The sequence below is a fragment of the Polaromonas hydrogenivorans genome (assembly GCF_040105105.1).
Taxonomy (GTDB): domain Bacteria; phylum Pseudomonadota; class Gammaproteobacteria; order Burkholderiales; family Burkholderiaceae_C; genus Polaromonas; species Polaromonas hydrogenivorans.
Genome location: NZ_CP157675.1, coordinates 301,704 through 325,924 on the forward strand (window position 1 = coordinate 301,704; position 24,221 = coordinate 325,924).

The 24,221-nt window shown below is 62.7% G+C and carries 21 protein-coding genes; 11 read left to right on the forward strand and 10 right to left on the reverse strand.

The window, feature by feature from the left end:
• Window positions 1-164: 164 nt before the first annotated feature.
• Window positions 165-1,073, forward strand: a complete 909-nt coding sequence (locus ABLV49_RS01540; RefSeq protein WP_349279909.1) for a PhaM family polyhydroxyalkanoate granule multifunctional regulatory protein — start codon at window positions 165-167, stop codon at window positions 1,071-1,073.
• 95 nt (window positions 1,074-1,168) lie between these two features.
• A complete protein-coding gene (locus tag ABLV49_RS01545; RefSeq protein WP_349279910.1) occupies window positions 1,169-2,461 on the forward strand; it encodes an FIST signal transduction protein in 1,293 nt (430 codons plus the stop codon).
• Window positions 2,462-2,465: 4 nt separating this feature from the next.
• On the opposite strand, the gene ABLV49_RS01550 is transcribed toward ABLV49_RS01545, so the two are convergent.
• Window positions 2,466-3,197 (reverse strand): helix-turn-helix domain-containing protein, encoded by a 732-nt coding sequence (locus tag ABLV49_RS01550; RefSeq protein ID WP_349279911.1) that lies wholly within the window; start codon window positions 3,195-3,197, stop codon window positions 2,466-2,468.
• Between the two features lie 121 nt (window positions 3,198-3,318).
• On the opposite strand from ABLV49_RS01550, the gene ABLV49_RS01555 reads away from it, so the two are divergent.
• The 4 genes from ABLV49_RS01555 (at window position 3,319) to ABLV49_RS01570 (ending at window position 7,971) form a co-directional block, all read left to right on the forward strand.
• On the forward strand, window positions 3,319-4,152 hold the full coding sequence (locus ABLV49_RS01555) for a hypothetical protein (protein WP_349279912.1): 834 nt from the start codon (window positions 3,319-3,321) through the stop codon (window positions 4,150-4,152).
• Window positions 4,149-6,125 (forward strand): MFS transporter, encoded by a 1,977-nt coding sequence (locus tag ABLV49_RS01560; protein WP_415838076.1) that lies wholly within the window; start codon window positions 4,149-4,151, stop codon window positions 6,123-6,125. Before ABLV49_RS01555 ends, ABLV49_RS01560 begins: the two co-directional genes overlap by 4 nt.
• Before the next feature lie 142 nt (window positions 6,126-6,267).
• A complete protein-coding gene (locus tag ABLV49_RS01565) occupies window positions 6,268-7,488 on the forward strand; it encodes a toxic anion resistance protein (RefSeq protein ID WP_349279913.1) in 1,221 nt (406 codons plus the stop codon).
• 33 nt (window positions 7,489-7,521) lie between these two features.
• Window positions 7,522-7,971: a YiaA/YiaB family inner membrane protein gene (locus ABLV49_RS01570; protein WP_349279914.1), complete on the forward strand. Its 450-nt coding sequence runs from the start codon at window positions 7,522-7,524 to the stop codon at window positions 7,969-7,971.
• Between the two features lie 19 nt (window positions 7,972-7,990).
• Here ABLV49_RS01570 and ABLV49_RS01575 read toward each other — a convergent pair whose 3' ends face one another.
• Window positions 7,991-8,806, reverse strand: coding sequence for a hypothetical protein (locus ABLV49_RS01575; RefSeq protein WP_349279915.1), 816 nt, complete (start codon window positions 8,804-8,806; stop codon window positions 7,991-7,993).
• Between the two features lie 573 nt (window positions 8,807-9,379).
• On the opposite strand from ABLV49_RS01575, the gene ABLV49_RS01580 reads away from it, so the two are divergent.
• Both ABLV49_RS01580 and ABLV49_RS01585 read left to right on the forward strand, forming a co-directional pair.
• Window positions 9,380-10,453, forward strand: coding sequence for a zinc ribbon domain-containing protein (locus tag ABLV49_RS01580; protein ID WP_349279916.1), 1,074 nt, complete (start codon window positions 9,380-9,382; stop codon window positions 10,451-10,453).
• A 148-nt stretch (window positions 10,454-10,601) separates the two neighbouring features.
• Window positions 10,602-11,075, forward strand: a complete 474-nt coding sequence (locus ABLV49_RS01585; protein WP_349279917.1) for a hypothetical protein — start codon at window positions 10,602-10,604, stop codon at window positions 11,073-11,075.
• Between the two features lie 27 nt (window positions 11,076-11,102).
• Here the strand turns inward: ABLV49_RS01585 and ABLV49_RS01590 are convergent, their stop codons facing one another.
• The 5 genes from ABLV49_RS01590 to queA are packed head-to-tail and all read right to left on the reverse strand — an operon-like array spanning window position 11,103 to window position 16,890.
• Window positions 11,103-12,893, reverse strand: a complete 1,791-nt coding sequence (locus tag ABLV49_RS01590; protein ID WP_349279918.1) for an ArnT family glycosyltransferase — start codon at window positions 12,891-12,893, stop codon at window positions 11,103-11,105.
• 19 nt (window positions 12,894-12,912) lie between these two features.
• Complete coding sequence (locus ABLV49_RS01595; RefSeq protein ID WP_011799748.1) at window positions 12,913-13,401, reverse strand: GtrA family protein; 489 nt, start codon at window positions 13,399-13,401, stop codon at window positions 12,913-12,915.
• Window positions 13,401-14,642: a glycosyltransferase family 9 protein gene (locus ABLV49_RS01600; RefSeq protein WP_349279919.1), complete on the reverse strand. Its 1,242-nt coding sequence runs from the start codon at window positions 14,640-14,642 to the stop codon at window positions 13,401-13,403. The genes ABLV49_RS01595 and ABLV49_RS01600 overlap by 1 nt, the downstream gene beginning before the upstream one ends.
• 3 nt (window positions 14,643-14,645) lie before the next feature.
• Window positions 14,646-15,809: a tRNA guanosine(34) transglycosylase Tgt gene (gene tgt / locus ABLV49_RS01605; RefSeq protein ID WP_349279920.1), complete on the reverse strand. Its 1,164-nt coding sequence runs from the start codon at window positions 15,807-15,809 to the stop codon at window positions 14,646-14,648.
• Between the two features lie 22 nt (window positions 15,810-15,831).
• Window positions 15,832-16,890, reverse strand: a complete 1,059-nt coding sequence (gene queA / locus ABLV49_RS01610; RefSeq protein ID WP_349279921.1) for a tRNA preQ1(34) S-adenosylmethionine ribosyltransferase-isomerase QueA — start codon at window positions 16,888-16,890, stop codon at window positions 15,832-15,834.
• Window positions 16,891-16,909: 19 nt separating this feature from the next.
• Here queA and recG point away from each other — a divergent pair, with 19 nt between their 5' ends.
• Window positions 16,910-19,057 (forward strand): ATP-dependent DNA helicase RecG, encoded by a 2,148-nt coding sequence (recG, locus tag ABLV49_RS01615; RefSeq protein WP_415838077.1) that lies wholly within the window; start codon window positions 16,910-16,912, stop codon window positions 19,055-19,057.
• A 58-nt stretch (window positions 19,058-19,115) separates the two neighbouring features.
• Here the strand turns inward: recG and ABLV49_RS01620 are convergent, their stop codons facing one another.
• Genes ABLV49_RS01620 through ABLV49_RS01630 form a run of 3 tightly spaced genes read right to left on the reverse strand, consistent with a single transcriptional unit; the run spans window position 19,116 to window position 22,335 of the window.
• Complete coding sequence (locus tag ABLV49_RS01620; RefSeq protein ID WP_349279922.1) at window positions 19,116-20,558, reverse strand: hypothetical protein; 1,443 nt, start codon at window positions 20,556-20,558, stop codon at window positions 19,116-19,118.
• Entirely contained in the window at window positions 20,555-21,898 is a 1,344-nt protein-coding gene (locus tag ABLV49_RS01625) for a ParA family protein (protein ID WP_349279923.1), read from the reverse strand. The genes ABLV49_RS01620 and ABLV49_RS01625 overlap by 4 nt, the downstream gene beginning before the upstream one ends.
• Window positions 21,899-21,900: 2 nt before the next feature.
• On the reverse strand, window positions 21,901-22,335 hold the full coding sequence (locus ABLV49_RS01630; RefSeq protein ID WP_349279924.1) for a hypothetical protein: 435 nt from the start codon (window positions 22,333-22,335) through the stop codon (window positions 21,901-21,903).
• A 258-nt stretch (window positions 22,336-22,593) separates the two neighbouring features.
• Here ABLV49_RS01630 and ABLV49_RS01635 point away from each other — a divergent pair, with 258 nt between their 5' ends.
• Together ABLV49_RS01635 and ABLV49_RS01640 are read left to right on the forward strand one after the other, a co-directional pair.
• On the forward strand, window positions 22,594-23,550 hold the full coding sequence (locus ABLV49_RS01635) for a LysR substrate-binding domain-containing protein (protein WP_349279925.1): 957 nt from the start codon (window positions 22,594-22,596) through the stop codon (window positions 23,548-23,550).
• 114 nt (window positions 23,551-23,664) lie between these two features.
• Complete coding sequence (locus ABLV49_RS01640) at window positions 23,665-24,189, forward strand: Dps family protein (RefSeq protein ID WP_349279926.1); 525 nt, start codon at window positions 23,665-23,667, stop codon at window positions 24,187-24,189.
• The last annotated feature ends 32 nt before the right edge of the window (window positions 24,190-24,221 follow it).

Below are 24,221 nucleotides of genomic sequence, written 5' to 3' on the forward strand. Positions count from 1 at the left end.
CATCCTCAGGCGAAATCACCCCTGAAAAATCGGTTGACGCGATGTCCTGACGCTGCACAATCAGGACGTGTGCCGGGGCTTTTCGTGCCCCTTGCGCCCACGGGGCCATCCGACGCCCATTCCACCAGACGCCATCGTGCAAAAAACCGCCAGGAGACACTTCAATGAGCCATGCAACTACCCCGTCCTTTCCCGATTTCGGCAAATTGGTGCCCGGTTTTGATTTTCTGCAAAACCTGACCAAACAGGCGGCCGGCAGTGCCACGCAAGCCCTGCCGCAACTGCCCAACCTCGGCAACTGGATTGCGCCCACGATCAATCTGGAGGAGCTGGACAAGCGGGTGCAGGAACTCAAGGCGGTGCAGTTCTGGCTCGACCAGAATGCGGCAGCGCTCAAGGCCACCATCCAGGCGCTGGAGGTGCAGAGAATGACGCTGGCCACCCTCAAGGGCATGAACTTCAACATGGGCGAAGTCGCCAACGCCTTCAAGCTCAAGGTCACCGAAAGCATGATGGGCGGCACACCGAAAGCGCCCGAGAAGGCCAAGGGCTTTGCCGGACTCGAAATTCCTCCGTCGGCTTTTCAGACCAGCAGGGCGCAAGCCGAGGCCCAGCCCGAACCCGCTGCAAAACCCGCAGCACCCAAGGCTGACTCCGGTGAAGCGCCGGCCGCTGCCGGCGTGGCGGACCCGATGCAGTGGTGGGGCGCGCTGACCCAGCAGTTCCAGACCATTGCCGCCGAAGCGCTGAAGGAAGTCGCCAAGACCACAGCCCTGGATACGACCAAGAACATCGCCACCGGAATGGCCAAGGACGCGGTCAAGACCGCCACCGACATGGCCACCGGGCTGGCCAAGGGCATGGCGCAAACCGCGAGCAAAACCATGACCAGCAGCTGGCCCAAGCCCGCAGCCGCGAAAGACGCAGCGCCAGCACCCAAAAAAGCAGCCGCCAGGACTGGCGCCGCCAAAACGGCAGCCGCCAAGCCGGCGGCCAAGGCTGCGGTCAAGGCCAAACCCCAGGCCCCGGCACGCAAGGCGGCAGGCACCACCGCGCGCAAGACCACGCGCTGAAGCGGCCCGCAATTCGGCCCTGATTTCGTCAGGGTGGTGGTTGATGTGCCATATTGGAGCCTTGGATCAACCCCTCAATTTGTCCTTCGCACCTTATGAAACTCTTCCCCTACGGCCACGCCACCCATCCGCAATGGCAGATGGCCGCTGGCTTGGTGCTGGCGCAACTGCGCGGCTACCTGGCCCTGCCAGAATACGCCAGCGCGCCGACGCTGGCGCTGCTCTACATCACCGACCACTATGTGCCCCAGGCGCAGGAAATCCTGGACCACCTGAGCGCCGAACTGCCCTTCATCACCGACTGGAGCGGCGCGGTGGGCGTCGGCATTGCCTCCAACAACGTCGAGTATTTCGACGAACCGGCGCTGGCCGTGATGCTGTGCGAACTCCCGCACGACCATTACCGCGTGTTTTCCGGCGTGTCGCCGCTGCCGCCGGCCCGCAGCGGCCTGTTCACCGCGCACACCGCGCTGGTGCATGCCGACGCGGCCACGCCCGATGTGGCCGAGTTGATTGCCGAGATGGCCGCGCGCACCGAAAGCGGCTATGTTTTTGGCGGCCTGGCGTCCAGCCGCAGCGCGGTGGTGCAGTTTGCGCTCAGCGGCCACGGCAACCTGAAGGGGCAGGGCGCGGCCTGCGGGGTGTTCAGCGGCGGCCTGAGCGGCGTGGCGTTTGCGCGCGATGCCTCGGGCGGCATGGGCCTGATGTCGCGTGTCACGCAAGGCTGCAAGCCGGTGTCAAGCACCTACACCATCACCGCCTGCGACGCCAACGTGGTCATCGAACTCGACGGCCAGCCGGCGCTGGAAGTGATGCTGGCCGACCTGGGCGTTTCGCTTGAGCAGCCGCGCGAGGCGCTGGCCAGGGTGCGCAACACGCTGGTCGGCCTGAGCCGCGATGCGGATTTCCCCAACGATGCGGTCCGCCAGCGCTCGGGCCAGTTTGGCGCCGACGTGCTGGTGCGACACCTGATCGGGCTGGACCCGGGGCGAAAGGGCATTGCCATTGCCGACGCGGCCAGCGTCGGCATGAAGCTGGCCTTTTGCGAACGCAATGCCCAGGCCGCGCGCGCTGACCTGGTGCGCATCTGCGCCGAAATCCGCGAGGAACTGGAGCCCGAGGAGCAGACGCTGGAAGTGGCCAGCGCCCTGAACCTGCCCGAGGCGCAATCCGCGCCGCACCCCGCCCGGCGCATTGCCGGCGCCATTTACGTCAGCTGCGCGGGACGCGGCGGGCCGCACTTCGGCGCGCCCAGCGCCGAGCTGCAGATCGTGCGGCACGCCCTGGGCGATGTGCCGCTGGTCGGTTTTTTTGCCGGCGGCGAGATCGCCCGCAACCACCTGTATGGCTACACCGGCGTGCTGACGGTGTTCACCTCGGCCGACTGAGCATTCAGCGCCGCAGCGCCACGAAGGCCCCGAATTCCCAGCTGCGCATCGCCAGCAGCAGGGTGTAGCCTTCGCGATCCTTGTCGCCAAGCTTCTGGTCGGCCTGGTGCTGCTGCGCAAAGTCCTGCGCCACGCGCTGCATGCGCTCCATGAAGGACGGCGCCAGGCCCCGGCTGATCGAGCCGTGCACCAGCAGCAGGCCCTCGCCGCTGCCGTCGAACCCACCGGAAAAATAGTCCAGCAGCGCGTTGTCCCGAAAGTAGTCCATCACCGGCCCGTGCGGCCGCCAGCGGAAGGTCTTGGCCAGCTTGAGCCGGTAGCGGTTCAGCGGCTTCAGCTCGATGATGCCGATGCGGTCGAGCTGCGCCAGGTAGCCTATGCATTCGGCCTGCGACAGGCGGTAGCTGCCGGTGACCTGCTCCAGCGTCCACTGCGACAGCACGCAGATGGCGACCAGCAGCAGTTTCTTGTCGGCCACCACGGCTTTTTCCTGCGCCTCGGTCAGCTGGGCCAGCAGCGGCTGCGAGTCAGCCACCTTGCGCGCCAGTTCGGCAAAATCCAGCTTGAGCGCGCGGCAGATCGCATCGATGCGCGACAGCGGCATGTCGCCTTTTGCCAGCATGCGCTTGACGCTGGACTCGGCCATGCCCAGCGCCAGCGCCAGGTCGGCATAGGTCATGCGGGCGGTTTTGAGTTCTTTTTTCATGAGGGCGACAAGGTCGGCGGTGGTGCTCATGGGTATCGATTATCAATACCATGGGCCTGAATTCAGGCGACCGTATGAAAATCAGGGGCTTCATGGCGCGCCTTGCGGGCACAGTCCGTGCTTCCCTTCACGCTTCAAAAAAGTTGCATCCATGACCTATTCACTACCCGATCCTTTGCCGCCGCCGCTCGTCCGCCGCCGCGAACGCAAGCTGCTGGGAGCTGCCCTGCTGATGGTTTTGCTCGCCGTGGCCGGCCCTGCCCTGATGCAGCCGGCCAGCTTTCATGACTTTGCCGACCAGCGGGCCTGGGGCGCAATCCCGCATGCGATGGATGTGCTGGGCAACCTGCCTTTTGCGGCATGGGGCATGGCCGGCTTGTGGGCGCTGGCGCGGGCCGTCCGGCAGCGCGCCGTCGATGGCGCATCGGTCGGGCTGGCCGGCTTGTTCTTTGCCGGGCTGGTGGTCACGGCCGGGGTTTCAGCTTTTTATCACTGGCAGCCCGACGACGCCGGACTGGTCTGGGACCGCATGGGCATGGCGCTGGCGGCGGCGGTACTGCTGCTGGGGCCGGTGACGGTTCAGGTCTGGGCCGCCTCGGGCAATCTGCTGCCGTGGGGCGTGCTGCAAATCGGCGGCATGGCGCTGATTTTGGGGCTGGCAGGGTTGCCGCCGGCGTGGCCTGCGCCCGGCCTGCGCATCCGCTGGGCGCTGGTGATCGCGCTGTACGCGCTGGCCAAGCTGCTGGAGCTGGCCGATCACGCGGTGTTTGACTTGACAGGCCAGTTCCTGTCCGGCCACAGCCTCAAGCATGTGGTGGCCAGCTTCGCGGCTTGGCCGGTCGTGCTGGCCGTCCTGGAGGCGGTCCGGATGTCACCGGAGCGCGGCAAAATCAGGGCAGAATCCGCAGCACCCTGCAACGCACGCGCAAGCCGCCCGGCGCCATCGCGCAGCAATCAAGCAACCAAACCCAGGAGTCAGGCATGAGTGTTGAACTGTCCACGCCGGCAAGCGCCGCCGCGATGCCCCCGCTGCCAGCCGATGCCCATCCCAACCAGTTCGCCCTCTTGCGCCAGCGCCGCTTCGCGCCGTTTTTCTGGACGCAGTTCTCGGGCGCGGCCAACGACAACCTGTTCAAGTTCGCCTTCACCGTGATGGTGACTTATCAGCTCAGCGTCGGCTGGCTGCCGCCGGCGCTGGCCGGGCTGGCGATTGGCGCGCTGTTCATCCTGCCGTTCTTGCTGTTCTCGGCGACCAGCGGGCAACTGACCGACAAGTTCGAGAAGACGCGCATCATCCGCTTCGTCAAGAACCTCGAAGTCGTCATCATGGGGATCGCCGCCGTGGGCTTTGTCAGCGGCAATATCAACGTCCAGGTGCCGGTGCTGCTGGGCTGCACCTTTCTGATGGGCCTGCATTCGACGCTGTTCGGCCCGGTCAAGTTCGCCTACCTGCCGCAGGCGCTCAGCGAGCGCGAACTGACCGGCGGCAACGGCATGGTCGAGATGGGCACGTTTGTCGCGATTTTGCTCGGCAACATCGTCGGCGGGCTGATGGTCGCGGTGCCCGGCGTCGGGCCGCAGTACGTGGCGGTGTCGTGCGTGGGGCTGGCGCTAGTCGGCCGGGCGGTGGCGCAGTTCATTCCGAAGGCGCCGGCGACCGATCCGGGCCTGCGCATCAACTGGAACCCGGTTTCCGAAACCTGGCGCAACCTGAAACTGGCCAAGACCAACCTGGTCGTGTTCCGCTCGATGCTGGGCATCAGCTGGATGTGGTTCTTCGGCGCGGTGTTCCTGAGCCAGTTCCCGAGCTTTGCCAAGGAAGTGCTGCATGGCGATGAGCATGTCGCGTCGCTGCTGCTGGTGGTGTTTTCGATTGGCATCGCCACTGGCTCGCTGCTGTGCGAGGTGCTGAGCCGCCGCCATGTGGAGATCGGCCTGGTGCCGCTGGGGGCGATTGGCATGAGCGTGTTCGCGATTGACCTTTATTTCGCCTCGCGCGGCCTGCCGCCTTCAGCCCTCATGGGCGTGGGCAGTTTCATGGGCCAGCCGGCGCACTGGCGCGTGATCGCCGACCTGGCGCTGCTGAGCCTGTTTGCCGGCCTGTACAGCGTGCCGATGTATGCGCTGATCCAGTTGCGCAGCCAGCCGACGCACCGCGCGCGCATCATCGCCGCCAACAACATCCTCAATGCGCTGTTCATGATCGTCAGCGCCGTGCTGGCTGGCGCGCTGCTCAAGGCGAATTTCAGCATTCCGCAGATTTTCCTGTTCGTTGGCCTGGCCAATGCGGTGGTGGCGTTCTACATCTTCCTGCTGGTGCCCGAGTATTTGCTGCGCTTCGTGGCGCTGCTGCTGTCGCGCTGCATCTACCGTTTCAAGATCACGGGCGACGAGAACATCCCGGCGCAGGGCGCGGCGGTGCTGACCTGCAACCATGTCAGCTTCATCGACCCGGTGCTGCTGATGGCGGCGAGTTCGCGGCCGATCTACTTTTTGATGGACCACCGGATTTTCAAGATGCCGGTGCTGGGCTGGCTGTTCCGCTTGGCCAAGGCGATTCCGGTGGCGCCGCGCGCCGAAGACCCGGCGGCCTACGAAGCGGCCTTTGAAGCCGCCGCGAAAGTGCTGCGCGAGGGCGACCTGCTGGCGATCTTTCCCGAAGGCGGCATCACCCAGGACGGCGAACTCCAGCCGTTCAAGGGCGGCGTCATGAAGATCCTCGACAACGCCCAGCGCGACGGTTTGCAGGTGCCAGTGGTTCCGATGGCGCTGACCAACCTGTGGGGTTCCTTCTTCAGCCGGGCGGAACTGGTGAACGGCCAGCGCGTGGCCATGGTGCGGCCGTTCCGGCGCGGCGTGTTCAGCCGGGTGGGGCTGAACGTGGGCAAGGCCATGGCGCAGGCCGACGTGCAGCCCCAGGTATTGCAGGCGCGGGTAGCGGCATTGATGAAGACGTGAAGTATCGTCAAAAGATACCCGTGAGCCATTTTGCGGTGACTGCTGGGTTATCGGCTTATTTTTCGGCAGCGCTGGGGCATATTGGAGGCTGGCTTCACCCGGAGCCGTCTGTCCACTCCGTTCATCATGACAAGGAAAAATCATGTTCACCTCACCCGATGCGGCCAGCCGCACGCCGCTGGCACCGCCCGACAGCTTTCAGCTGACGCCACCCGAGGTGATGCGTCCGCTCAGTGACGAGGTGGCCAGGACAGCCGTGCCCCTGCCGGCGCAGACCCGCGCCGCCGTCGAAGACCAGGTGCTGCGTTTCATGGACGGCCTGATGTCCGAAGACCTGCAAAGCGAAGCCTTCAAGGCCAGGCTGGACAGCGCCTTTGCCTTGGGGCGCGAAGAGATTTCGATGGCTTCGAGCCTGATGCAGGGGCGCTTCATGCAGCGCAATTTTGTCGGTCTGGAAGACAGCTCGGCCTTCAAGGCAGTCCAGGAAATGCGCGGCCATCTGGATGCGCTCAATCCGGGCAAGGAAGGCGATTTGCTGCAGCCGCAAAAACTGCTCGGCATCATTCCCTACGGCAACAAGCTGCAAGGCTACTTTCGCAAGTTTCAAAACGCTGGCGAGCAGATGCAGAAAAGCATGCAAAAGCTCTACGCCGCCCGCGACGACATGCAGCGCGATGTCGTCGAAATCGAGGCCACGCGCGGAAAAATGTGGGATGGCATGCAAAAGCTGGCGGCGGCGGTGCAGTTTGCCGAAAGCCTGGACCGCCAGCTTGCCGCCAAGGTGGACGGCCTCAAGGCGACGGACCCCGAGCGGGCCAAGGCGCTGGAGCAGGAAGTGCTGTTTTACGTGCGCCAGAACCTGCTGGACATCCTGACGCAACAATCGGTCTGCACCAACGGCTACCTGGCGCTCGATGTGCTGAAAAAGACCGGGCGCGAGATGATGAACGGCTGCTCGCGCGTGGCGACGACGGGTATGAGCGCGCTGGCCGTGGCGCAGACCGTGGCGCGCGCCACCGGCAACCAGGTCAAGGTGATGGAGATGCTGACCGGCGTGAACAGCACGATTGAAAACCTGATTGCCGAAACCGGTCGCCAGCTCAACACGCATGTCGAGAAAACCACCCAGTTCGCCAGCAATCCGCTGATCGGCATCGAGAAAATGAAGGAAATGTTCGACCAGACCTTCAAGGCCATGGATGCGATGGACACCTTTCGCAGCAAGATGGTCGAGGTGATGGGCCAGAACAACACCATTCTTCAGGAGCAGCTGGCACGCGCCGACCAGTACATCGACCGGGTGCGCCAGCAAAAAGCGCGCGAAGTCACGCAGCGCACCCTCAGCGGGCCGGTCGCCCTCTGAGCCAGGATTTTTTAACGCAAGGGAAATTTAAAAATGACAACTCAATATGTGATGCAGCGCGATACCGGCGGCTGGCGCATTCAGGTCTGGACTTCGTTCACGCTGGCGGTGCTGGCCAGCGGCACGGGCGTGATGCAGCTGCCCAGCCAGGAGCTGGACCGGGCTTTTCTGGCCATCGGGTTTTTCTTTTGCCTGTTCGCTGCCTTTGCGGCGGCCAAGACCGTGCGCGACAACCGCGACGGGCGCGTCGATACCAATGGCTGGATCATCACCGTCTGGGTTTCCTTTGCGGCGGCGGTGTGCCTCACGGCGTGGGGCTTGTGGCGCATGAACATCGGGGACTGGCAAAAGGGCTACATGGTCGTGAGCTGGATGTTCCTGGTCAGCAGCACCTTCACGCTGGCCAAAACGATCCGCGACCGCTATGAAGCCGATCTAATGACGCGCAGCAACGAGCCCGCGCCCGAAACGCGGCCCGTCTGAGCGCTTGTTGAAACCTGGCTCAGCTGCGCGTCGCCTTGGATTGCAAAAAGCGCTGCTGGCGCAGCAGGGCCTCGACCGCGCTGCCATGCAGGCGCTGCTCGCGCTGTTCCAGCTCGGACTGCAGCAGCGCCAGCTGGCCCTGCAGGAGGTCGTTGGCGGACTTGCCTTCGCCGGCGCCTGGCACGGGGCGCTGCGCGGCGGGCACCTGCAGGTACGCGCTGAGCGTGTCGGGAATGTAGCGCCGGATGGATTCGATCACGTACATGCGGTCGTCCAGCGTGAAGCCGTCATCGGCTTGCACACCATTGAGCGCCAGCGCCATCCGCACCGCAGCGGCCTTGAGCGATACCAGCGCGGCCAGCATCGGTCCGGTCACGATGGCGGCGGTGGCTTCAAAGGCCTCGTCAATCCGGCGCAGTGCTTCGGTATCGAACGGCGGCGGGCCGGCGGGCATCGGCATCGTTTCGCTGGCCGCGCGCTGGCTTCGGTGCTGCCACAGCCAACTGGCGCCACCGAGCGCCGCCAGCGCTGCGGCAAGTGCCAGCCCGGTGCCTGTACGGATCAGGACCAAGGCGCTTGCTGCCGCCACGGCGCAAACCGTTGCGGCAATCACGCCCGGATGAAGTTTGTCGTGCCGGCGCGGCGCGTCCGAGGTGCGGCGCGCCAGCAGCTCGCTGATGGACGGACCGAGCAACTGGCGCTGCCTGGCCTTTTGCGCGCGTGCCTTGAGCGAAGCATGCACGGGAGGCGGCTTGGAGACTTCCCGTGGCGCGGTACGCTGGTTGACGGGCGCGCTGGCATAAGCGCGTCGGGAATCATTTTTGGGCTCGGGCATGGCGTTGGTTTGGTTCGGTGCGAAGGAGTGAATTGTCAATCACCCCGGCCTAAAGGCCGGAGCTTGAAGCCGCAAGGCAACGAGCTAGGTTGAAGCAGGGAAAGCGGTATCCAGCCCGCTACGTTAGTAATAGGTCGTTCAGACGCACCAGCGAATGCTTCCTCAGTTCGCTGCTCTTGCCAAGGCTTTAATCATGCAGACCAAAGGTAAAGGGTCGAAGGTTTTAGTCGCTGCCCTTAAAAGCAGGAGCCGGTTGCTGACATTCCCGAGGGGACATGCGCCGCAAAGCGTGGGTCACCAGGCCCTTACGGGCAGAGCCGCAAGGCCCAGCAGGTGGAAAGCCTGCACCTTATTTACGGGTGGCAAAAACGGACGCGACAGGTACGCCACCACAACAGGGGATGCTTCGCATCCCGGTGGCAGCAAGAAGAAGGAACGCCCATGAGCTGTTTTAATTTGCTATTAAAAAAGTAGCTGCTTGCGCATATCTGGTATGCGCAAATGGCCTATTTGACCTTGAATTTTCCTGAAACGACACAGCCGGATGCCTTTCCGGCCAACAACGGAGTTCCCATGAGCAAATCCCTGCGATTGACCGAAAAATGGATGCAGCGCGGCCTGTGGCTGGTGGCGCTGGTGTTCGCCAGTTTCCTGATCGGCCTGGGCGGAACGCTGGTCGGCGACCTGCCCAAGGTGGAGCGGCAGCTCACGCTCGACGATTTCATGGACCGTGCCGCCAGCACGGCGCTGCGCAGCAGCATCAAGACCACCGAAGCCGCCGAGCGTGACGCCGACGCCGCGCTGGAGCAGGCCCAACTCAAGCGCCGCGTGACGCAGGCCGACTCCGCGGCGGCGCGCGAGACCTTCAACAACTGGCTGTCCACCCGCCGCGCCACGCAGCTGTCCGAGCAAGACCCCGAGCTGGTGGCCAGAACCCGGGCGCTCGATGGCCTGAAGGACAAGGAGCGCGCCGCCGGCATGGCGGTCGAGTCCCAGCAGCAGGCCGCGCTCGATGCGCGGCAGAGCAGCGTTCGCGAGCGCCGCAAGCTGGCGGAAATGGAGCAGGCAGCGCAGCAGTCGCTGAATGCCGAATACCGCCGCATCGAACTGCGGGTATTTTTGTACCGCCTGGCGCTGACCCTGCCGCTGCTGGTGGCTGCCGGCTGGCTGTTCGCGAAAAAGCGCAAAAGCACCTGGTGGCCGTTCGTCTGGGGCTTCATCCTATTTGCGCTGTTCGCCTTTTTCGTCGAACTCGTGCCTTATTTGCCGAGCTACGGCGGCTATGTGCGCTACATCGTCGGCATTGTGGTGACGGTGCTGGTCGGCAGGCAGGCCATCCTGGCGCTGAACCGCTATCTCGAAAAGCAAAAGCTCGCCGAGCAGCTGCCCGACGCCCAGCGCCGCGAGGAACTGAGCTACGACACCGCGCTGACGCGCTTGTCCAAAGGCGTTTGTCCGGGCTGCGAGCGGCCGGTGGACCTGAAAAACCCGGAGATCGACTTTTGCCCGCACTGCGGCATCGGCCTGTTTGACCATTGTCCGGCCTGCAGCACCCGCAAGAGCGCGTTTGCCAAGTTCTGCCATGCCTGCGGGACGACCGGCAAGCGGGAGCACTTGCCGGCCCTGCCGCTGGCCGGCCAGGCCTGAACCTGCGCGGGTAGGCTGGCGGCTGTAAAGTATCAATAAACGATGCTTTTGGTACTGAGGTTTAGCTATGTATCTTTTTTAGAGTGCCTTCCGGGTGGGCGCGGGTAAACTGCCCGCACAAGCATTTGCTTGGCAATTGGGTTGAACTATGAAGTCTTCTGCGTCAATTTTCCCGGGCTTGCGCCTGGTGCGTCGTCTGGCCTTGATGGGCGCCGTGCTCGGTGCGACCGCACTGGCAGGATGCTATGTGGTGCCAGTCAACCAGGCGTACCCTTCTGCCCCGGCATCAACGGTTCAAATCGCGCCGCCACCTTCGAGCGTGACCTTCACGGCACGGCTGTACCCGGCGAATGACGCCGCGTCGGCCTACGGCATGGTGAGCGCGGTGGTGACCAATGACCTGCATGGGCGCGGCATCTTCACCACCAACATCAACGGCGAAAGCTTCAGCGGCGAGGCCACGCGCGTCGCCGGCTCGTCATCGCGCGAAGGCATTGCCAATGGCGCGGGCAGCCGGGGCAGCTACATCAATTGCCGCTACCAGATGAACTCGGCCACGCTGGGCACCGGCCAGTGCAAGCTGTCAAACGGCGCGAACTTCACCATGCATGTGGGTAGCTGAGCCCGCGAAACGGGCATTTTTTGACGCTCAGGGCGCCAGCGGCTCGACCAGGTATTCCTTGGCGTACCAGTAAGTCTCGGGCGTCTTCAGGGCGGCCATGAAACCGTCGTTTTCATCCTGGCGCGAGCGCAAGTCCCAGCGTTCGTCAATGATCCGGCACCGGGTGCAGGGCGCCTGCCCGATGCGCCGCTGCACCAGCACGTAGCGGCTGGTCTTGAACAGGCCCTCCACATCGGCGTAATCGACCGGCTGGGCGGCAAAATAGTCCACGATTTTCGCGCCCGGAATGATGAATTCGTAGCGCTCGAAGTGGCCGTTGAAATTGCTCGGAACCTGCACCTTCTGGCCCTTGAGAAGGGCATTGGTTTCGGGGCGGAAACGGCCGAGTTCGCCGTTGAACGGGTTCGTGACCCAGGCCAGCGCAAACAGCACGCTGAACCCGGCCAGCGCGGTGACTGGCCGGCTCCAGGCCTTTTTGAAGATGCCGATGAGGCAGGCCAGCGCCGAGGCCGCCACGAACAGCCAGAACAGCGGCGAGAAAACCCAGGGGTTGTGCGTGGCCCGCACGGCGCCATAGCCGATCAGGCCCATGGCCAGCAGGCCGACCATGCAGACCGCCAGCGTCAGGCTGAACCAGATGCGGCCAATCCGGTGCCAGTACAGCGCCATCACCACGGCCAGCGCCGGCATGGCCGGAATCAGGTAGCGCGTCGAGCGCTGGGTCGGCAGCATGAACACCAGCGCCAGCGCCAGCAGCCAGAGCCACATGATTTTTTCGGCGTCGCTGATGGTTTGCGCCGTGCCCTGGCGCTGCCGCCAGCTGCGCCAGGCCGCCACGAAGCAACCGACCGAGAGCGGCAGCAGGAACAGGGCATTGGAGAAGTAGCCCGTCAAAATCGTCAGGATGCCGCTGCTGCCGCTGAAGGCGGTCTGGAAATAACCCTTGGAGGAGTTCATCTTGCCGGCGTTTTCGCCGACGACAAATTCACGCCAGACCTCGCCCGGCAGTGGGTCGATGGCGAACCACAGGCCGAAAACCGCCAGTCCGAGGGCGCAGATGGCCAGAACCTTGACGCCGTCCGCCACGATGCCGGGCCGGGCAATCTTCCAGGGCGCCAGCCGGGCGCCCACCGCCTGGTAGCACAGCGCCAGCGCGAAGCCGACCGGCGCCACCATGACGAACGATTTGTACAGGCAGCCGATGCCGATGGCCAGGCCGGCGATCAGCGGGAATTTCCAGCTGGACGCCAGCAGCTTGGCCGGCGACCAGGCGATGGCAAAGAACACGCCGAACAGCCAGAAGGTTTCGGCGGCGCTGGTCAGGTAAGGGCGGCCGTAGCGGTAGGTCGTGAAAAACGACAGGTAAACCAGGACAGCGATGGCGCCCATGGCCATCGCGTGGTGGTTTCGTTGCGCAGCCGTGGTGGCATTGCCGGAAGTTGCGCCTGCATCGCCGCGAACCGTCTTCCAGGTCAGCAGGCCCACCATCAGCGCAATGCCCCAGGTGTAGGCCACGCTGGGCAGGCGCAGCCGCAAGAGCGTCCAGTGCTCGCCCCAGCCGCCGGCCACCATGGCCTGCCAGAACAGCAGCGGCGGCTTGGTGTTGCGCATGAAGTCCCAGGCGCTCTGCAGCGGCAGCCAGTGGCCGCTGGCGGCGGTCAGCCGGGCGATGTTGGCATAGACCAGCTCGTCGCCATTGCGCGGAATGTGGTCGCCGCCCAGGCCGAACAGGTAGCCCAGCGCCACGGCAATGGCCAGGCCTATCCAGACCAGGTGATGCGGAAGGCGGGCGGCTTGCGTTTTTTCGGGGCTGGACATGGGGCGAGGGCTTGGATGGTTAATGCGGCGCTTTCGGGCGATGGCGGCGAAACGTCAGTTTATCGTTGGCCACGAAATTGACCACGCTGGCCAGCACGATGGCGATCAGGTTGGCGACGATGTAGTGCAGGTAGCCGGCCAGCCATTTGGTCAGCAGCGACTGGATGACGATGGACAGCGCGGCCGCCATCACATACTTGACGAACAGCCGCAGCGCCGGCTGGGGCGTGTTGCGCGTGCGGTCGCGCCAGGTCAGGCGACGGTTCCAGTAGAAATTGCTGATGGTCGCCACGGTGATGGCTAGCGCAATCGAGTAGTTCAGCCGCGTGTGAAAGTCGGCAATGCCGCGCAAGAGATGCTCCTGCGCCAGGTACAGCACCACGATGTTGATCACCGTGCCGCTGCCGCCGACCAGGCCGAACTTGATGAAGCGCCAGCGCATCATGGGCTGAAAACGCGGTGGCAAGAGGTGGACCAGGGCCTCCGCGAAGGTTCTAAGTCTTGACATCAGGCGGTGGTGTCCGGGGGCGCCGCCAGGCATTCCCGCGCCTTGGCCAGCACGGCGGCGGGTTCGATGACTTTCAGGCACTGGTTGTCGCCGTCGCAAAAGGACGTGCGGTGGTTGTAGGCCGTCAGGCAGGGCGAGCACGGCCACTGGCTGTAGAACGAATAGCAATGCGGCGTCAGCGGCGCATACAGGCCGGGCGTCTCGGGGCCGAACAGCATCAGCGTCCAGATCGGCGTGAGCGCGGCGAACTGGCCGGGTCCGCCGTCGTTGGTGACCAGCAGGCGCGCCACATGGAACAGCGCCAGCAGCTCGGAAATCGAGCGCGTGTAGCCGGTCAGGTCAATCACCGGGCTGGCTGGCGCGCTGGCCTGCACATTGGCCACCAGCTGCCGCGCCAGCGCCTGGTCGTCCTTCAGGCCAATCACCGCCACCGCGCAGCCGTCGGCCACCAGGCCTTCGCACAGCGCGGTGTAGGACGCCAGCGGCCAGGCGCGAATCGGCAGGATGCCGCCGCCCGGATAGACCAGCACCAGCGGCCTGCCGCCAATCGCCGGGAAATCCTGCGCCAGTCGCGCCTCGATGCCCTGGATCAGCGCGCCATCGAGTTGCACATGCGGCGGCGGCTTGGGGATGCCCAGCACCGGCAGTTTGGAGGTCGGCACGGCGGTCGAGTCAATCGCCCGCGCCAGCGTCAAAAACTGCGCGCTGATGTGATGGTAGGGGTTGTAGGGCACCGGCCGGTTGATGTGCGAGCCCCGGTACAGGCCTTCCTGCGTGTGGCGATGAAAGCCGACCCGCACGCGGGCGCCGCTGGCATACGACAGCAGGCTGCTGATGCGCGAGAACAGTTCGCAGTCAATCGCCACATCGACGTGGGCGCGGCGCAGCGCCCGGATGGCCGTCCACAGGCTGGACAGCAGCGAGGCCAGCGAGCGGTCATCGACCGTGTGTACGTTGGCCGGGTCCATGACCTGCATCAGGTCGAGGATTTCGCGGTTCTTGCGAAACAGCAGCGCGTGCAGCGGCGCATCCGGGTAGCGCCGCTTGAGCCGCGCGAACATGTCGTTGGCCAGCACCAGGCTGCCCATTTCCGACAGCAGGATCACCACGATGGCACGCGGCGGCGCCGGCTTGCGTGGGGCCGGACTGAGGCGGCGCATCAGCGCATCGACGCCGGACACCGCCGCGCACAGCGGAATGCCCATCCAGCGGTCCAGCCAGCGTTGCAGGTCGATGTTCACGCGTCAGACTCCGCGCTGGCGGTCGGCCTTGAACTGCGCTACGAACGCGCCGAAGCGCCCGGCGTCCAGCGCGTCGCGCACTTCCTGCATCAGGTTCAGGTAGTAGTGCAGGTTGTGGATGCTGCTGAGCATGGGGCCGAGCATTTCGCCGCAGCGGTCCAGGTGGTGCATGTAGGCGCGGCTGAAGTTGCGGCAGGTGTAGCAGGTGCAAGTCGCGTCCACCGGCGCTTCCTCGCTCTTGTAGCGCGCGTTGCGGATTTTCAGGTCGCCGAAGCGGGTGAACATATGGCCGTTGCGCGCATTGCGCGTCGGCATCACGCAGTCGAACATGTCCACGCCCGAGGCCACGCCTTCGACCAGGTCTTCGGGCGTGCCCACGCCCATCAGGTAGCGCGGCTTGTGCGCCGGCAGGCGGTGCGGCGTGTGCGCCATGATGCGCAGCATTTCTTCCTTGGGCTCGCCGACGCTGACGCCGCCGACGGCGTAACCCGGAAAATCCATCTCGACCAGTGCGTCGAGCGACTCCTGGCGCAGGTTCTCGAACATGCCGCCCTGCACGATGCCGAACAGCGCGTTCGGGTTCTCCAGCTTGTCGAACTCGTCTTCGCAGCGCTTGGCCCAGCGCCGGCTTAGCTCCATCGAGCTGCGCGCCTCGCCTTCGGTGGTGATGTGGCCCTTGGTGTCATAGGGCGTGCATTCGTCGAACTGCATGACGATGTCGCTGTTGAGCAGCGTCTGGATCTGCATCGAGATTTCGGGCGTCAAAAACAGCTTGTCGCCGTTGACCGGCGAGGAAAACTTCACGCCTTCTTCCGAAATCTTGCGCATCTCGCCCAGCGACCAGACCTGGAAGCCGCCGCTGTCGGTGAGGATGGGCTTGTGCCAGCTCTCGAACTTGTGCAGCCCGCCGAACTGCGCAATCACATCCAGCCCGGGCCGCATCCAGAGGTGAAAGGTGTTGCCCAGGATGATCTGCGCGTTCATGTCATGCAGCGACTGCGGCGTCACGCCCTTGACGGTGCCGTAGGTGCCCACCGGCATGAAGATCGGGGTCTGCACCACGCCGTGGTTCAGGGTCAATTGGCCGCGCCGGGCGTAGGAGCCGAGGTAGGCGCCTTCGCTGTCAACGGTCGCCGGGTCGGTTTTCAGGACTTCGAATTCAAGCATTTTTGGATTGTCGCAGGTGTATTTAGAGGGCCGGCGGGGCTTGGCGCGCCAGCAGCATGGCGTCGCCATAGCTGAAAAAGCGGTAGCGCGCCTCAATCGCATGCCGGTACAGCGCCATGATGTGTTCGTAGCCAGAGAAGGCGCTGACCAGCATCATCAAGGTGCTCTTGGGCAGATGGAAGTTGGTCAGCAGCACATCGACCACCTTGAATTCATAGCCCGGCGTGATGAAGATGTTGGTGTCGCAGCAAGCCGGGCCGAACTGGGCGGCTGACTCCAGCGCCCGCACCGTCGTCGTGCCCACGGCCACCACGCGCCCGCCGCGCGCCTTGCACGCGGCAATCGCTTCGTGCGTGGTTTGTGGCACGTCAAAGCGCTCGAAGTGCATGTGGTGCTCGGCGATGGTTTCGGTCTTGACCGGCTGGAAGGTGCCCGCGCCGACATGCAGCGTGACGCTGGCGCGCGCAATGCCGCGCGCTTCGAGCCTTGCCAGCATGGCTTCGTTGAAATGCAGCGCGGCCGTCGGCGCGGCCACGGCGCCGGGGTTTTTGGCGAACACCGTCTGGTAGCGCTGCTCGTCCTCTAGCGAGTCGGTGTGCGTGATGTAGGGCGGCAGGGGAACGTGGCCAAATTCGGCCATTAGCGCATACGGGTCGCTGCTGAGCCGGAAGCGGTACAGCGGTCCGTGCGCTTCGGGCCAGCGGCCCAGCAGCGTCGCGGTGAAGCCGCCATCCATCCGCAGCACCGCGCCGGGCAGCGGTTTTTTGCTGACCTTCATGTGCGCGGCGACTTCATGGCCGGCGTCGGCGTGCGGCGAGAGCACGCGCTCGATCAGCAGTTCAAGCCTGCCGCCGCTGGCCTTGTGGCCGAACAGCCGCGCCTTGACCACTTTCGTGTCGTTGAACACCAGCAGGTCGCCGGGCAGCAGCAAATCGGGCAAATCGGCAAAGCGGCGATCGGTCATCGCGCCACCCCGGCCGTCGAGCAGGCGCGAGGCGCTGCGCTCGGCTGCGGGATGCTGGGCGATTAATTCGTCGGGGAGTGTGAAATCAAAGTCACTGAGGCTGAAAGTCGTCTTCATAGGAGGGCACAATTGTCCCATGATGCTTCCGGCTGCTTCCGCCCTTGACCCGGCGCCGAAAACCGCCCTGCCCATGGCCGGCGCGGCGGACAAGCCTGCCGCCAAAGCGCCGGCCAAGTCCCCGGCGCAAAAAGCCATGGAAAAGCTCGGCCTCAGGCGCGACATCGACCTGGCCCTGCACCTGCCCCTGCGCTACGAGGACGAAACCCGCATCGTGCGACTGGCCGACGCGCGCGATGGCGAGGTGGTGCAGTTTGAAGGCGAGGTGACGCACAGCGAAATCCTGATCCGCTCGCGTCGCCAACTGCTGGTCACGGTCGATGACGGCAGCGACACCTGCGTGCTGCGCTTCCTCAATTTCTACCCCTCGCACCAGAAAACCCTGAGCGTGGGCGCCTGGGTGCGGGTGCGCGGCGAGTTGCGCGGCGGCTTTCTGGGCCGCGAGATGGTCCATCCGCACTTCAAGCTGGCCGGCGGCGAGTTGCCGGGCGCGCTGACGCCGGTGTATCCGACCTCGGCCGGATTGCCGCAGGTCTATCTGCGCAAGGCGGTGCTCAGCGGCCTGGCGCGGGCCGACCTCAGCGAGACGATTCCCGCCCCATTTTTAAGCAAAAACATGCCTTTGCGCTTGTCCAGCCTGCGTGAGGCGCTACAGTTTTTGCACCACCCGACGCCTGATGCGGCGCTGCAGACGCTTGAAGACCGCAGCCACCCGGCCTGGCAGCGCCTGAAGGCCGAGGAGTTGCTGGCGCAGCAAATCTCGCAACTGCAATCGCGCCGCGTGCGCGCCGCCATGCGCGCGCCGGCCTTGAATGGCCTGGCGATGCGCGGCACGCACTGCACGCTGCAGGAGCAACTGCTGGAGCGCCTGCCGTTTCGCCTGACCGGCGCGCAGCAGCGGGTCAGCCTTGAGATCGAGGCCGATCTGAAAAAAGCAGTGCCCATGCACCGCCTGCTGCAGGGCGACGTGGGCGCGGGCAAGACCGTCGTGGCGGCATTGGCGGCGGCCCGCTGCATCGACGCCGGCTGGCAATGCGCGCTGATGGCGCCGACCGAAATCCTGGCTGAGCAGCATTTCAGCAAGCTCATCAGCTGGCTCGAACCCCTGGGCATCAAGACCGCCCGGCTCACCGGCAGCCAGAAACCCAAGGAGCGCCGCGAGATGCTGGCGCTGATCGAAAGCGGCGCGGCCGGGCTGGTCATCGGCACGCACGCGGTGATCCAGTCCAAGGTGAAGTTCAAGAACCTGGCGCTGGCCATCATCGACGAGCAGCACCGCTTCGGCGTCGCCCAGCGTCTCGCGCTGCGCAGCAAGATGACGCACGAGGGCCAGGAGCCGCACCTCTTGATGATGACCGCCACGCCGATCCCGCGCACGCTGGCCATGAGCTATTACGCCGACCTGGATGTGTCCACGCTCGACGAACTGCCGCCCGGCCGCACGCCCATCGTCACCAGGCTGGTGAACGATGCGCGGCGCGACGAGGTCATCGCCCGCATCCAGGCGCAGATTGCCCAGGGCCGGCAGATTTACTGGGTCTGCCCGCTGATCGAGGAAAGCGAGTCGATTGATCTGGTCAACGCCACCCAGACGCACCAGGCGCTGAGCGAAGCGCTGCCCGGCGTGCTGGTCGGCCTGCTGCACTCGCGCATGCCGGTGGCCGAGAAAAAGGCCGTGATGAGTCTGTTCACCGAGGGTGTGATGGCGGTGCTGGTCAGCACCACCGTGATCGAGGTCGGCGTCGATGTGCCCAATGCGTCGCTGATGGTGATCGAGCATGCCGAGCGCTTTGGCCTGTCGCAGCTGCACCAGCTGCGCGGGCGCGTCGGTCGCGGCGCGGCGGCGTCGGCCTGCGTGCTGCTGTATTCGACCGGCGACGCGCCCCGGCTGGGCGAGGTGGCGCGGGCGCGGCTCAAGGCGATGGTCGAGACGAATGACGGTTTTGAAATTGCCCGGCGCGATCTGGACATTCGCGGGCCGGGCGAATTTTTAGGCGCGCGCCAGTCGGGGGCGGCGATGCTGCGCTTTGCTGATTTGCAGACCGACACTGGATTGCTGGCCTGGGCAAGGGAGGTGGCGCCGGTGATGCTGGACCAGTATCCCGATCTGGCGCATCGGCATGTGCTGCGCTGGCTGGGGGGGAAGGCTGAGTTTTTGAAGGCTTGATGTGTGTGCAGTTAACGGCTATCCCTACGGACATTGGACTGCCAGTGCTTGCATGTGTTCACCGCCGGACAGGCACGCCGCCTTTGCGGGTCATCCCTGCATTCACGCGCACGATGTCGGGAAAATCAACCCGGCCATCGTCAAGCATGCGGCACAAGCCCAGCTCCTGCAGCGCAAGGAGAATAGAGCCTGGCTCAGTCTCAGAAATTTTTTCAGGCAACGGAACTGATGAACTTGTGCTTAGGAGGGTATCCAGCGTCTTGGCTTTTCGCCACCGGCTGACAACATCTTGCCGTCTTGAAGGCAGTGCAAGTCCTTTAAGGGGTTCAAAAATGTCTTTGATCCAGGGTAAGTTTTCTTCCAGTTCATGGCGCCTGATTTCTGAAGCGCTGGATACTCCCTCTTTGATGGATGATGTATGAAGAGCGTATTCAGGTCCGACAAATTTTCGTTTTCGGGAATCGATAGCGGCAGAGCGCAGGGCAACCAAAAAACTGCGAGGACTGGTGTAGCCATGCGCATCACTTAAGTGATTTGGCAGCCAGGTCCATGTGTTTCCACCAGTTTTACCGCCCATCGTTTTTCCTGCAATCTTGTGAAAGAGTGCTTGCTGCCTAGACTCATCGTGTTTGATTTCTTCGCTTAGAAAAAATAATGTTCCATCACTGGGCGACCACTTGAATAGACCAAAATCTTCACAAAACCGCCGAAATGATGCGCTGGCCGTTATGTCGCTAGAGTTTGCCAAGTATTGCCACATCAGGCCATACAAATCAATGGCATCCCATTTCAATTTTACGGCGAGTGACACCAATTTAGACGCATCTGGAAAACGTCTAACTTCTGGATCATCCAGTAAGTCAGGGCGAATAAAAGCTTTGGTGCGTAAGTTTGTATATTTTGAAAAATCTAGCTGTGTTTGTAAGAGGCCGCGCATTAAAACGATGGTGGACTTCCATGTATTAGCCAGACGGTCTAATCCGTCAAATGCGATTAACAAGATTTTTCCTTCATCAACCAATGCGGCATTTTTGTCGCGTAGCTGCTTGGCAACTGCTCCGGATTGCGTATTTACCCAATTAATTTTGTCAGGCCATGCATCCAATTCTGGTGGAATGATGGCAGGTAAGAATGCTTGGACGATGACGGTGTGCCAAATGTCTGATGGCTCAGTCCCTGATTGAATCAGGGTCGCAAGCTCTCTGGGGTCAGGGTAATTCCCTGTCGCACTGGGATCAAAGCCCGTTATTACCTCGCAGGACAGCAAGGAGGGCAAGCCAAAAACATGACCAATGAGGTCTCGTCGCCTGCGGTCAACCAAACTTTTAAGCCAGAAACTTTTGCCGGCGCCGCGATCCCCAACAACCAATGGGCGGTCCAAGGCGATAGCCTTATAGTGGCCTGATGGCATATAAATATGTCCCAACTCAAGCGTGGTTTCTGCATGGGCTACTTCAGGCAGAGCGATTTCAAAAAGATTTCGTATCTCTGAAGGGTTCATGCCGCTGTCTCCTGTTGCAAATCGCTGTCTATGCGGGAAAACAGTTCGTGAAAAGCCTGTTTGGCATTGTCAGCATCAAGCTGGAGTGTGTGTTTAAGAGGCGCGAAACTTCCATATACCCGGTCGTGCCAGATGCAAATCGGGCGATGGGGGGCATCCTCTTGAAATGGGCCAAAGCTGAACAAATCGGCAGAAGGCTCTTCATTAGATTCCCGGTCGTAGAGCGGGATAAACGCATCAAAAGCGTGTTCTCCGAAAAAATCCCGAAAGGCTTTTTTGTCTTCTGCTGCAGGCGTCAGGGCCGATACCAGCCGTAAGGATTCCCTTACTCTCCTGATCGTCTCGGGCTTAATCGCCCAGTGCGAAAAAAGAGCCTTGTAACCTGCCCAGGTTTGCTCGCTGTCCGATGCAAAAAGATAAGAAAAAGCATTCAGCCGGGTCAGCGCCACGGCAGAAATGTGATGAATACCGGCCCGGCTGTCCAGCAGCACCACATCGGGCTTGACCTGCTCTTCCAGTTGGGTGATGGCTCGGGCCAGCCTGTCGCCAAAGACTTCGGGGATGCCTTCGCGGTTGGGTAGATCGGCATAAACCCGCGACAGCTTGCTCACATAATCTTGCGCATACAAGCCGCCCGCTGCGGGAACTACAAAAATTTCGCCCCGGCCAGCGACGTTAATGGGGCTGGGCTGAATCATGGCGCGCACCAGTTCGGCGTCTGCCTGGCCTACGGCATCTTCCACAAACCAGTCGGTCAAACCAAAGTCGGGCCAGCCGGGCAGGGCAGTGTCGCCTTCTTCGCTAAGGTCTTGGCGCACTGGCAATAGCATGTTGCCCAGGCCGGGGGATTCCAGGTCCAGGTCAATGACCAGAACCTTTTTGCCTTGTCGGGCCAGATGCCAAGCGGCCATTGACAGGGCGGTGGAGCGTCCAACGCCGCCTTTCAAACCATAAAAAACAAACCGGGGTGGGTGGTTTTTGGGTGCATTTGGCGGGTACAGCCACTCGCGACCCGTTATCAGTCGGTCTAAAACTCTCCAGTTTTCGGGTAGTCCGTCGCAGTGATAAGCATCCGGGGCATTGAAAAAAGAATCAAAGCCTTGATCTCGTCCGAGCCGAATTAGGAACTGCCCGCCAGCCTTGTAAGACCCGAGCAACTCGGTCATTTCGTCTTCATGGGCGGCGTGCCAAGAGACTGATTCCATGCTGCTTTCAGCAATCAGGCGTATTTGCCCGCGCAGGTCTCGCACGATGACTAGATCACCTTGCGGGAGTAAGTCGGTGTGGGTTGTGAGCCATTGAGTCAATGCACCCAAGGCAGGGTCAAAGCGAATAGTCATGGTCAAAGTCCTTCTGGGAGCATGGCGCTGTTGAGCATGTTGCGGAAAAAGGCTGCATCTGACTTGTAGTCGTCTATTTTTGTTTGCAACTGGGAGCCGTCTTCGTAACGGTCCTTGATACTCCAACCCTCAAACGCAGTTTGCGGCCCCATCAAGCCATTAGTGCCTGTTTGCGCTGCGTTGTACAGCGAAAGCAGATCGAGCGGATTTGGATTCCTTTTTGTCTCTTTTGGAATTTCGTTCAGGTGTTGAGCAAAGTTGTTTGTAGGTCTGCCGTTAGCATCAAAAGTGAAACGATGTTGTTTGAACGCAAGAGCTTTCAAAGTGCATTCAGCCCCGTAAGCCCACAGTTGCACGGCATTGGGCATGCGTGAGTGCTGGTGCAAAAAATCGCCGTCATCGAGATGGCGCCGGGCGGCGGCTAAAAAGTCGGGCATATTTTCAGCAAAGAAGTGAGAAGAATGTATCCCAGATACCGGGGTTGAATAAGCGGATGGATTTTCGCCTTTTCGCAGCTCATTCGCTGGCTACACGACTGATTGTTAACAGAATTCCAAAGTTGTCTTTGCATTTAAAGCTGAGGTAGCGATTCTTTAAAGTGCTGGTTCAATAGAATTTTCTTAAAACACTGCAACAAAAAATTCCTTAACACCCCAGCCCGCCATCCCCCAGCCCGAAAAGCCGACAATCCCCCCATGACGCTGACCGAACTCAAATACATCGTGGCCGTGGCCAGAGAAAAGCATTTCGGCCGGGGCGCCGAGGCCTGCCATGTCTCGCAGCCGACCCTGAGCGTGGCGATCAAGAAGCTCGAAGAAGAACTGCAGGTCAAGCTGTTCGAGCGCAATGCCAATGAGATCACCGTCACGCCGCTGGGCGAGGAAATCGTGCGCCAGGCGCAAAGCGTGCTGGAGCAGGCTGACAGCATCCGCGAGATTGCCCGGCGCGGCAAGGACCCGCTGGCCGGCAGCCTGCGGCTGGGCGTGATCTACACCATCGGCCCCTACCTGCTGCCCGACCTGGTGCGCCAGATCATCGAGAAAACACCGCAGATGCCGCTGATGCTGCAGGAAAACTTCACCGTCAAGCTGCTCGAAGAGCTGCGCACCGGCGAGATCGACTGTGCCATCCTGGCCGAGCCGTTTCCCGACACCAACCTGGCGATTGCGCCGCTGTACGACGAGCCTTTCATGGCCGCCGTGCCGAGCAGCCACGCGCTGGCCGCGCGCACCAGCGTGACGGCCGAGGAGCTGAAGAAGGAAACCCTGCTGCTGCTGGGCACCGGCCACTGCTTTCGCGACCATGTGCTGGAGGTCTGCCCGGAATTCGCGCGCTTTTCCACCAGCGCCGAGGGCATCAGCAAGAGTTTCGAAGGCTCGTCGCTGGAAACCATCAAGCACATGGTGGCCGCCGGCATGGGCATCACGCTGGTGCCGCGCCTGGGCGTGCCCAAGTCGGCGCTGGCGCTAAGCGGCCAGGATACGTCTGCGGACCAGCCTTCGTACATCCGCTACCTGCCGTTCGAAGGCCATGTGCCGACGCGGCGCGTGGTGCTGGCCTGGCGCCGCAGCTTCACCCGCTACGAAGCAATTGCCGCGCTGCGCAACGCGATTTACGCCTGCGAGCTGCCCGGCGTCATCCGCCTGTCCTGAACTTGATCTGCATCAGCGCTGCCTATGGCGCGCATAGGCATGGGCTGTTGCTACCCCCAGGTTGTTTTCGTACAGTGTCTATTCCCTGCTTGTCTCTTTAAAAGGAAAAAAATCATGGCCAAATCTCCTGCTAAGACCATTCTCAAAGCGACGGTTCAAGGCGCCCCGGCGATCAATATCGGCATCAGCGAAAAAGACCGTGCCGCGATTGCCCAGGGCCTGAGCCGCCTGCTGGCCGACACCTACACGCTCTACCTGACGACGCACAATTTCCACTGGAACGTGACCGGGCCGATGTTCAACACCCTGCACACCATGTTCATGACGCAGTACACCGAGCTGTGGAACGCGGTGGATCCGGTGGCTGAACGCATCCGCTCGCTCGGCCATCCGGCGCCGGGCTCGTATGCCCAGTTCAGCCTGCTGGCCACGGTGCCCGACGTGCCTGTGACGCCGCCCAAGGCGCTGGAAATGGTGCGCATCCTGGTGCAGGGCCACGAAGCGGTGGCGCGTACCGCGCGCGAACTGTTTCCCATGGCCGACAAGGCCAGCGACGAGCCGACGGCCGACCTGCTGACCCAGCGCATGACGATGCATGAACAGACCGCGTGGATGCTGCGTTCGCTGCTTGAAGAGTAAGTTTTTTCTTTGAACTGTTTGTCCCAATGTTG

Excerpts from the sequence above, each read along its gene's own strand:
- ABLV49_RS01640 (WP_349279926.1), top strand. The coding sequence starts at position 23,665 with ATGGCCAAATCTCCTGCTAAGACCATTCTCAAAGCGACGGTTCAAGGC.
- ABLV49_RS01540 (WP_349279909.1), top strand. The coding sequence starts at position 165 with ATGAGCCATGCAACTACCCCGTCCTTTCCCGATTTCGGCAAATTGGTG.
- ABLV49_RS01550 (WP_349279911.1), bottom strand. The coding sequence starts at position 3,197 with ATGAGCACCACCGCCGACCTTGTCGCCCTCATGAAAAAAGAACTCAAA.
- ABLV49_RS01620 (WP_349279922.1), bottom strand. The coding sequence starts at position 20,558 with ATGAACCCTTCAGAGATACGAAATCTTTTTGAAATCGCTCTGCCTGAA.
- ABLV49_RS01585 (WP_349279917.1), top strand. The coding sequence starts at position 10,602 with ATGAAGTCTTCTGCGTCAATTTTCCCGGGCTTGCGCCTGGTGCGTCGT.
- ABLV49_RS01635 (WP_349279925.1), top strand. The coding sequence starts at position 22,594 with ATGACGCTGACCGAACTCAAATACATCGTGGCCGTGGCCAGAGAAAAG.
- ABLV49_RS01580 (WP_349279916.1), top strand. The coding sequence starts at position 9,380 with ATGAGCAAATCCCTGCGATTGACCGAAAAATGGATGCAGCGCGGCCTG.
- ABLV49_RS01555 (WP_349279912.1), top strand. The coding sequence starts at position 3,319 with ATGACCTATTCACTACCCGATCCTTTGCCGCCGCCGCTCGTCCGCCGC.
- tgt (WP_349279920.1), bottom strand. The coding sequence starts at position 15,809 with ATGCTTGAATTCGAAGTCCTGAAAACCGACCCGGCGACCGTTGACAGC.
- queA (WP_349279921.1), bottom strand. The coding sequence starts at position 16,890 with ATGAAGACGACTTTCAGCCTCAGTGACTTTGATTTCACACTCCCCGAC.
- ABLV49_RS01630 (WP_349279924.1), bottom strand. The coding sequence starts at position 22,335 with ATGCCCGACTTTTTAGCCGCCGCCCGGCGCCATCTCGATGACGGCGAT.
- ABLV49_RS01560 (WP_415838076.1), top strand. The coding sequence starts at position 4,149 with ATGAGTGTTGAACTGTCCACGCCGGCAAGCGCCGCCGCGATGCCCCCG.
- ABLV49_RS01565 (WP_349279913.1), top strand. The coding sequence starts at position 6,268 with ATGTTCACCTCACCCGATGCGGCCAGCCGCACGCCGCTGGCACCGCCC.
- ABLV49_RS01575 (WP_349279915.1), bottom strand. The coding sequence starts at position 8,806 with ATGCCCGAGCCCAAAAATGATTCCCGACGCGCTTATGCCAGCGCGCCC.
- ABLV49_RS01570 (WP_349279914.1), top strand. The coding sequence starts at position 7,522 with ATGACAACTCAATATGTGATGCAGCGCGATACCGGCGGCTGGCGCATT.
- ABLV49_RS01625 (WP_349279923.1), bottom strand. The coding sequence starts at position 21,898 with ATGACTATTCGCTTTGACCCTGCCTTGGGTGCATTGACTCAATGGCTC.
- ABLV49_RS01590 (WP_349279918.1), bottom strand. The coding sequence starts at position 12,893 with ATGTCCAGCCCCGAAAAAACGCAAGCCGCCCGCCTTCCGCATCACCTG.
- ABLV49_RS01595 (WP_011799748.1), bottom strand. The coding sequence starts at position 13,401 with ATGTCAAGACTTAGAACCTTCGCGGAGGCCCTGGTCCACCTCTTGCCA.
- ABLV49_RS01545 (WP_349279910.1), top strand. The coding sequence starts at position 1,169 with ATGAAACTCTTCCCCTACGGCCACGCCACCCATCCGCAATGGCAGATG.
- recG (WP_415838077.1), top strand. The coding sequence starts at position 16,910 with ATGATGCTTCCGGCTGCTTCCGCCCTTGACCCGGCGCCGAAAACCGCC.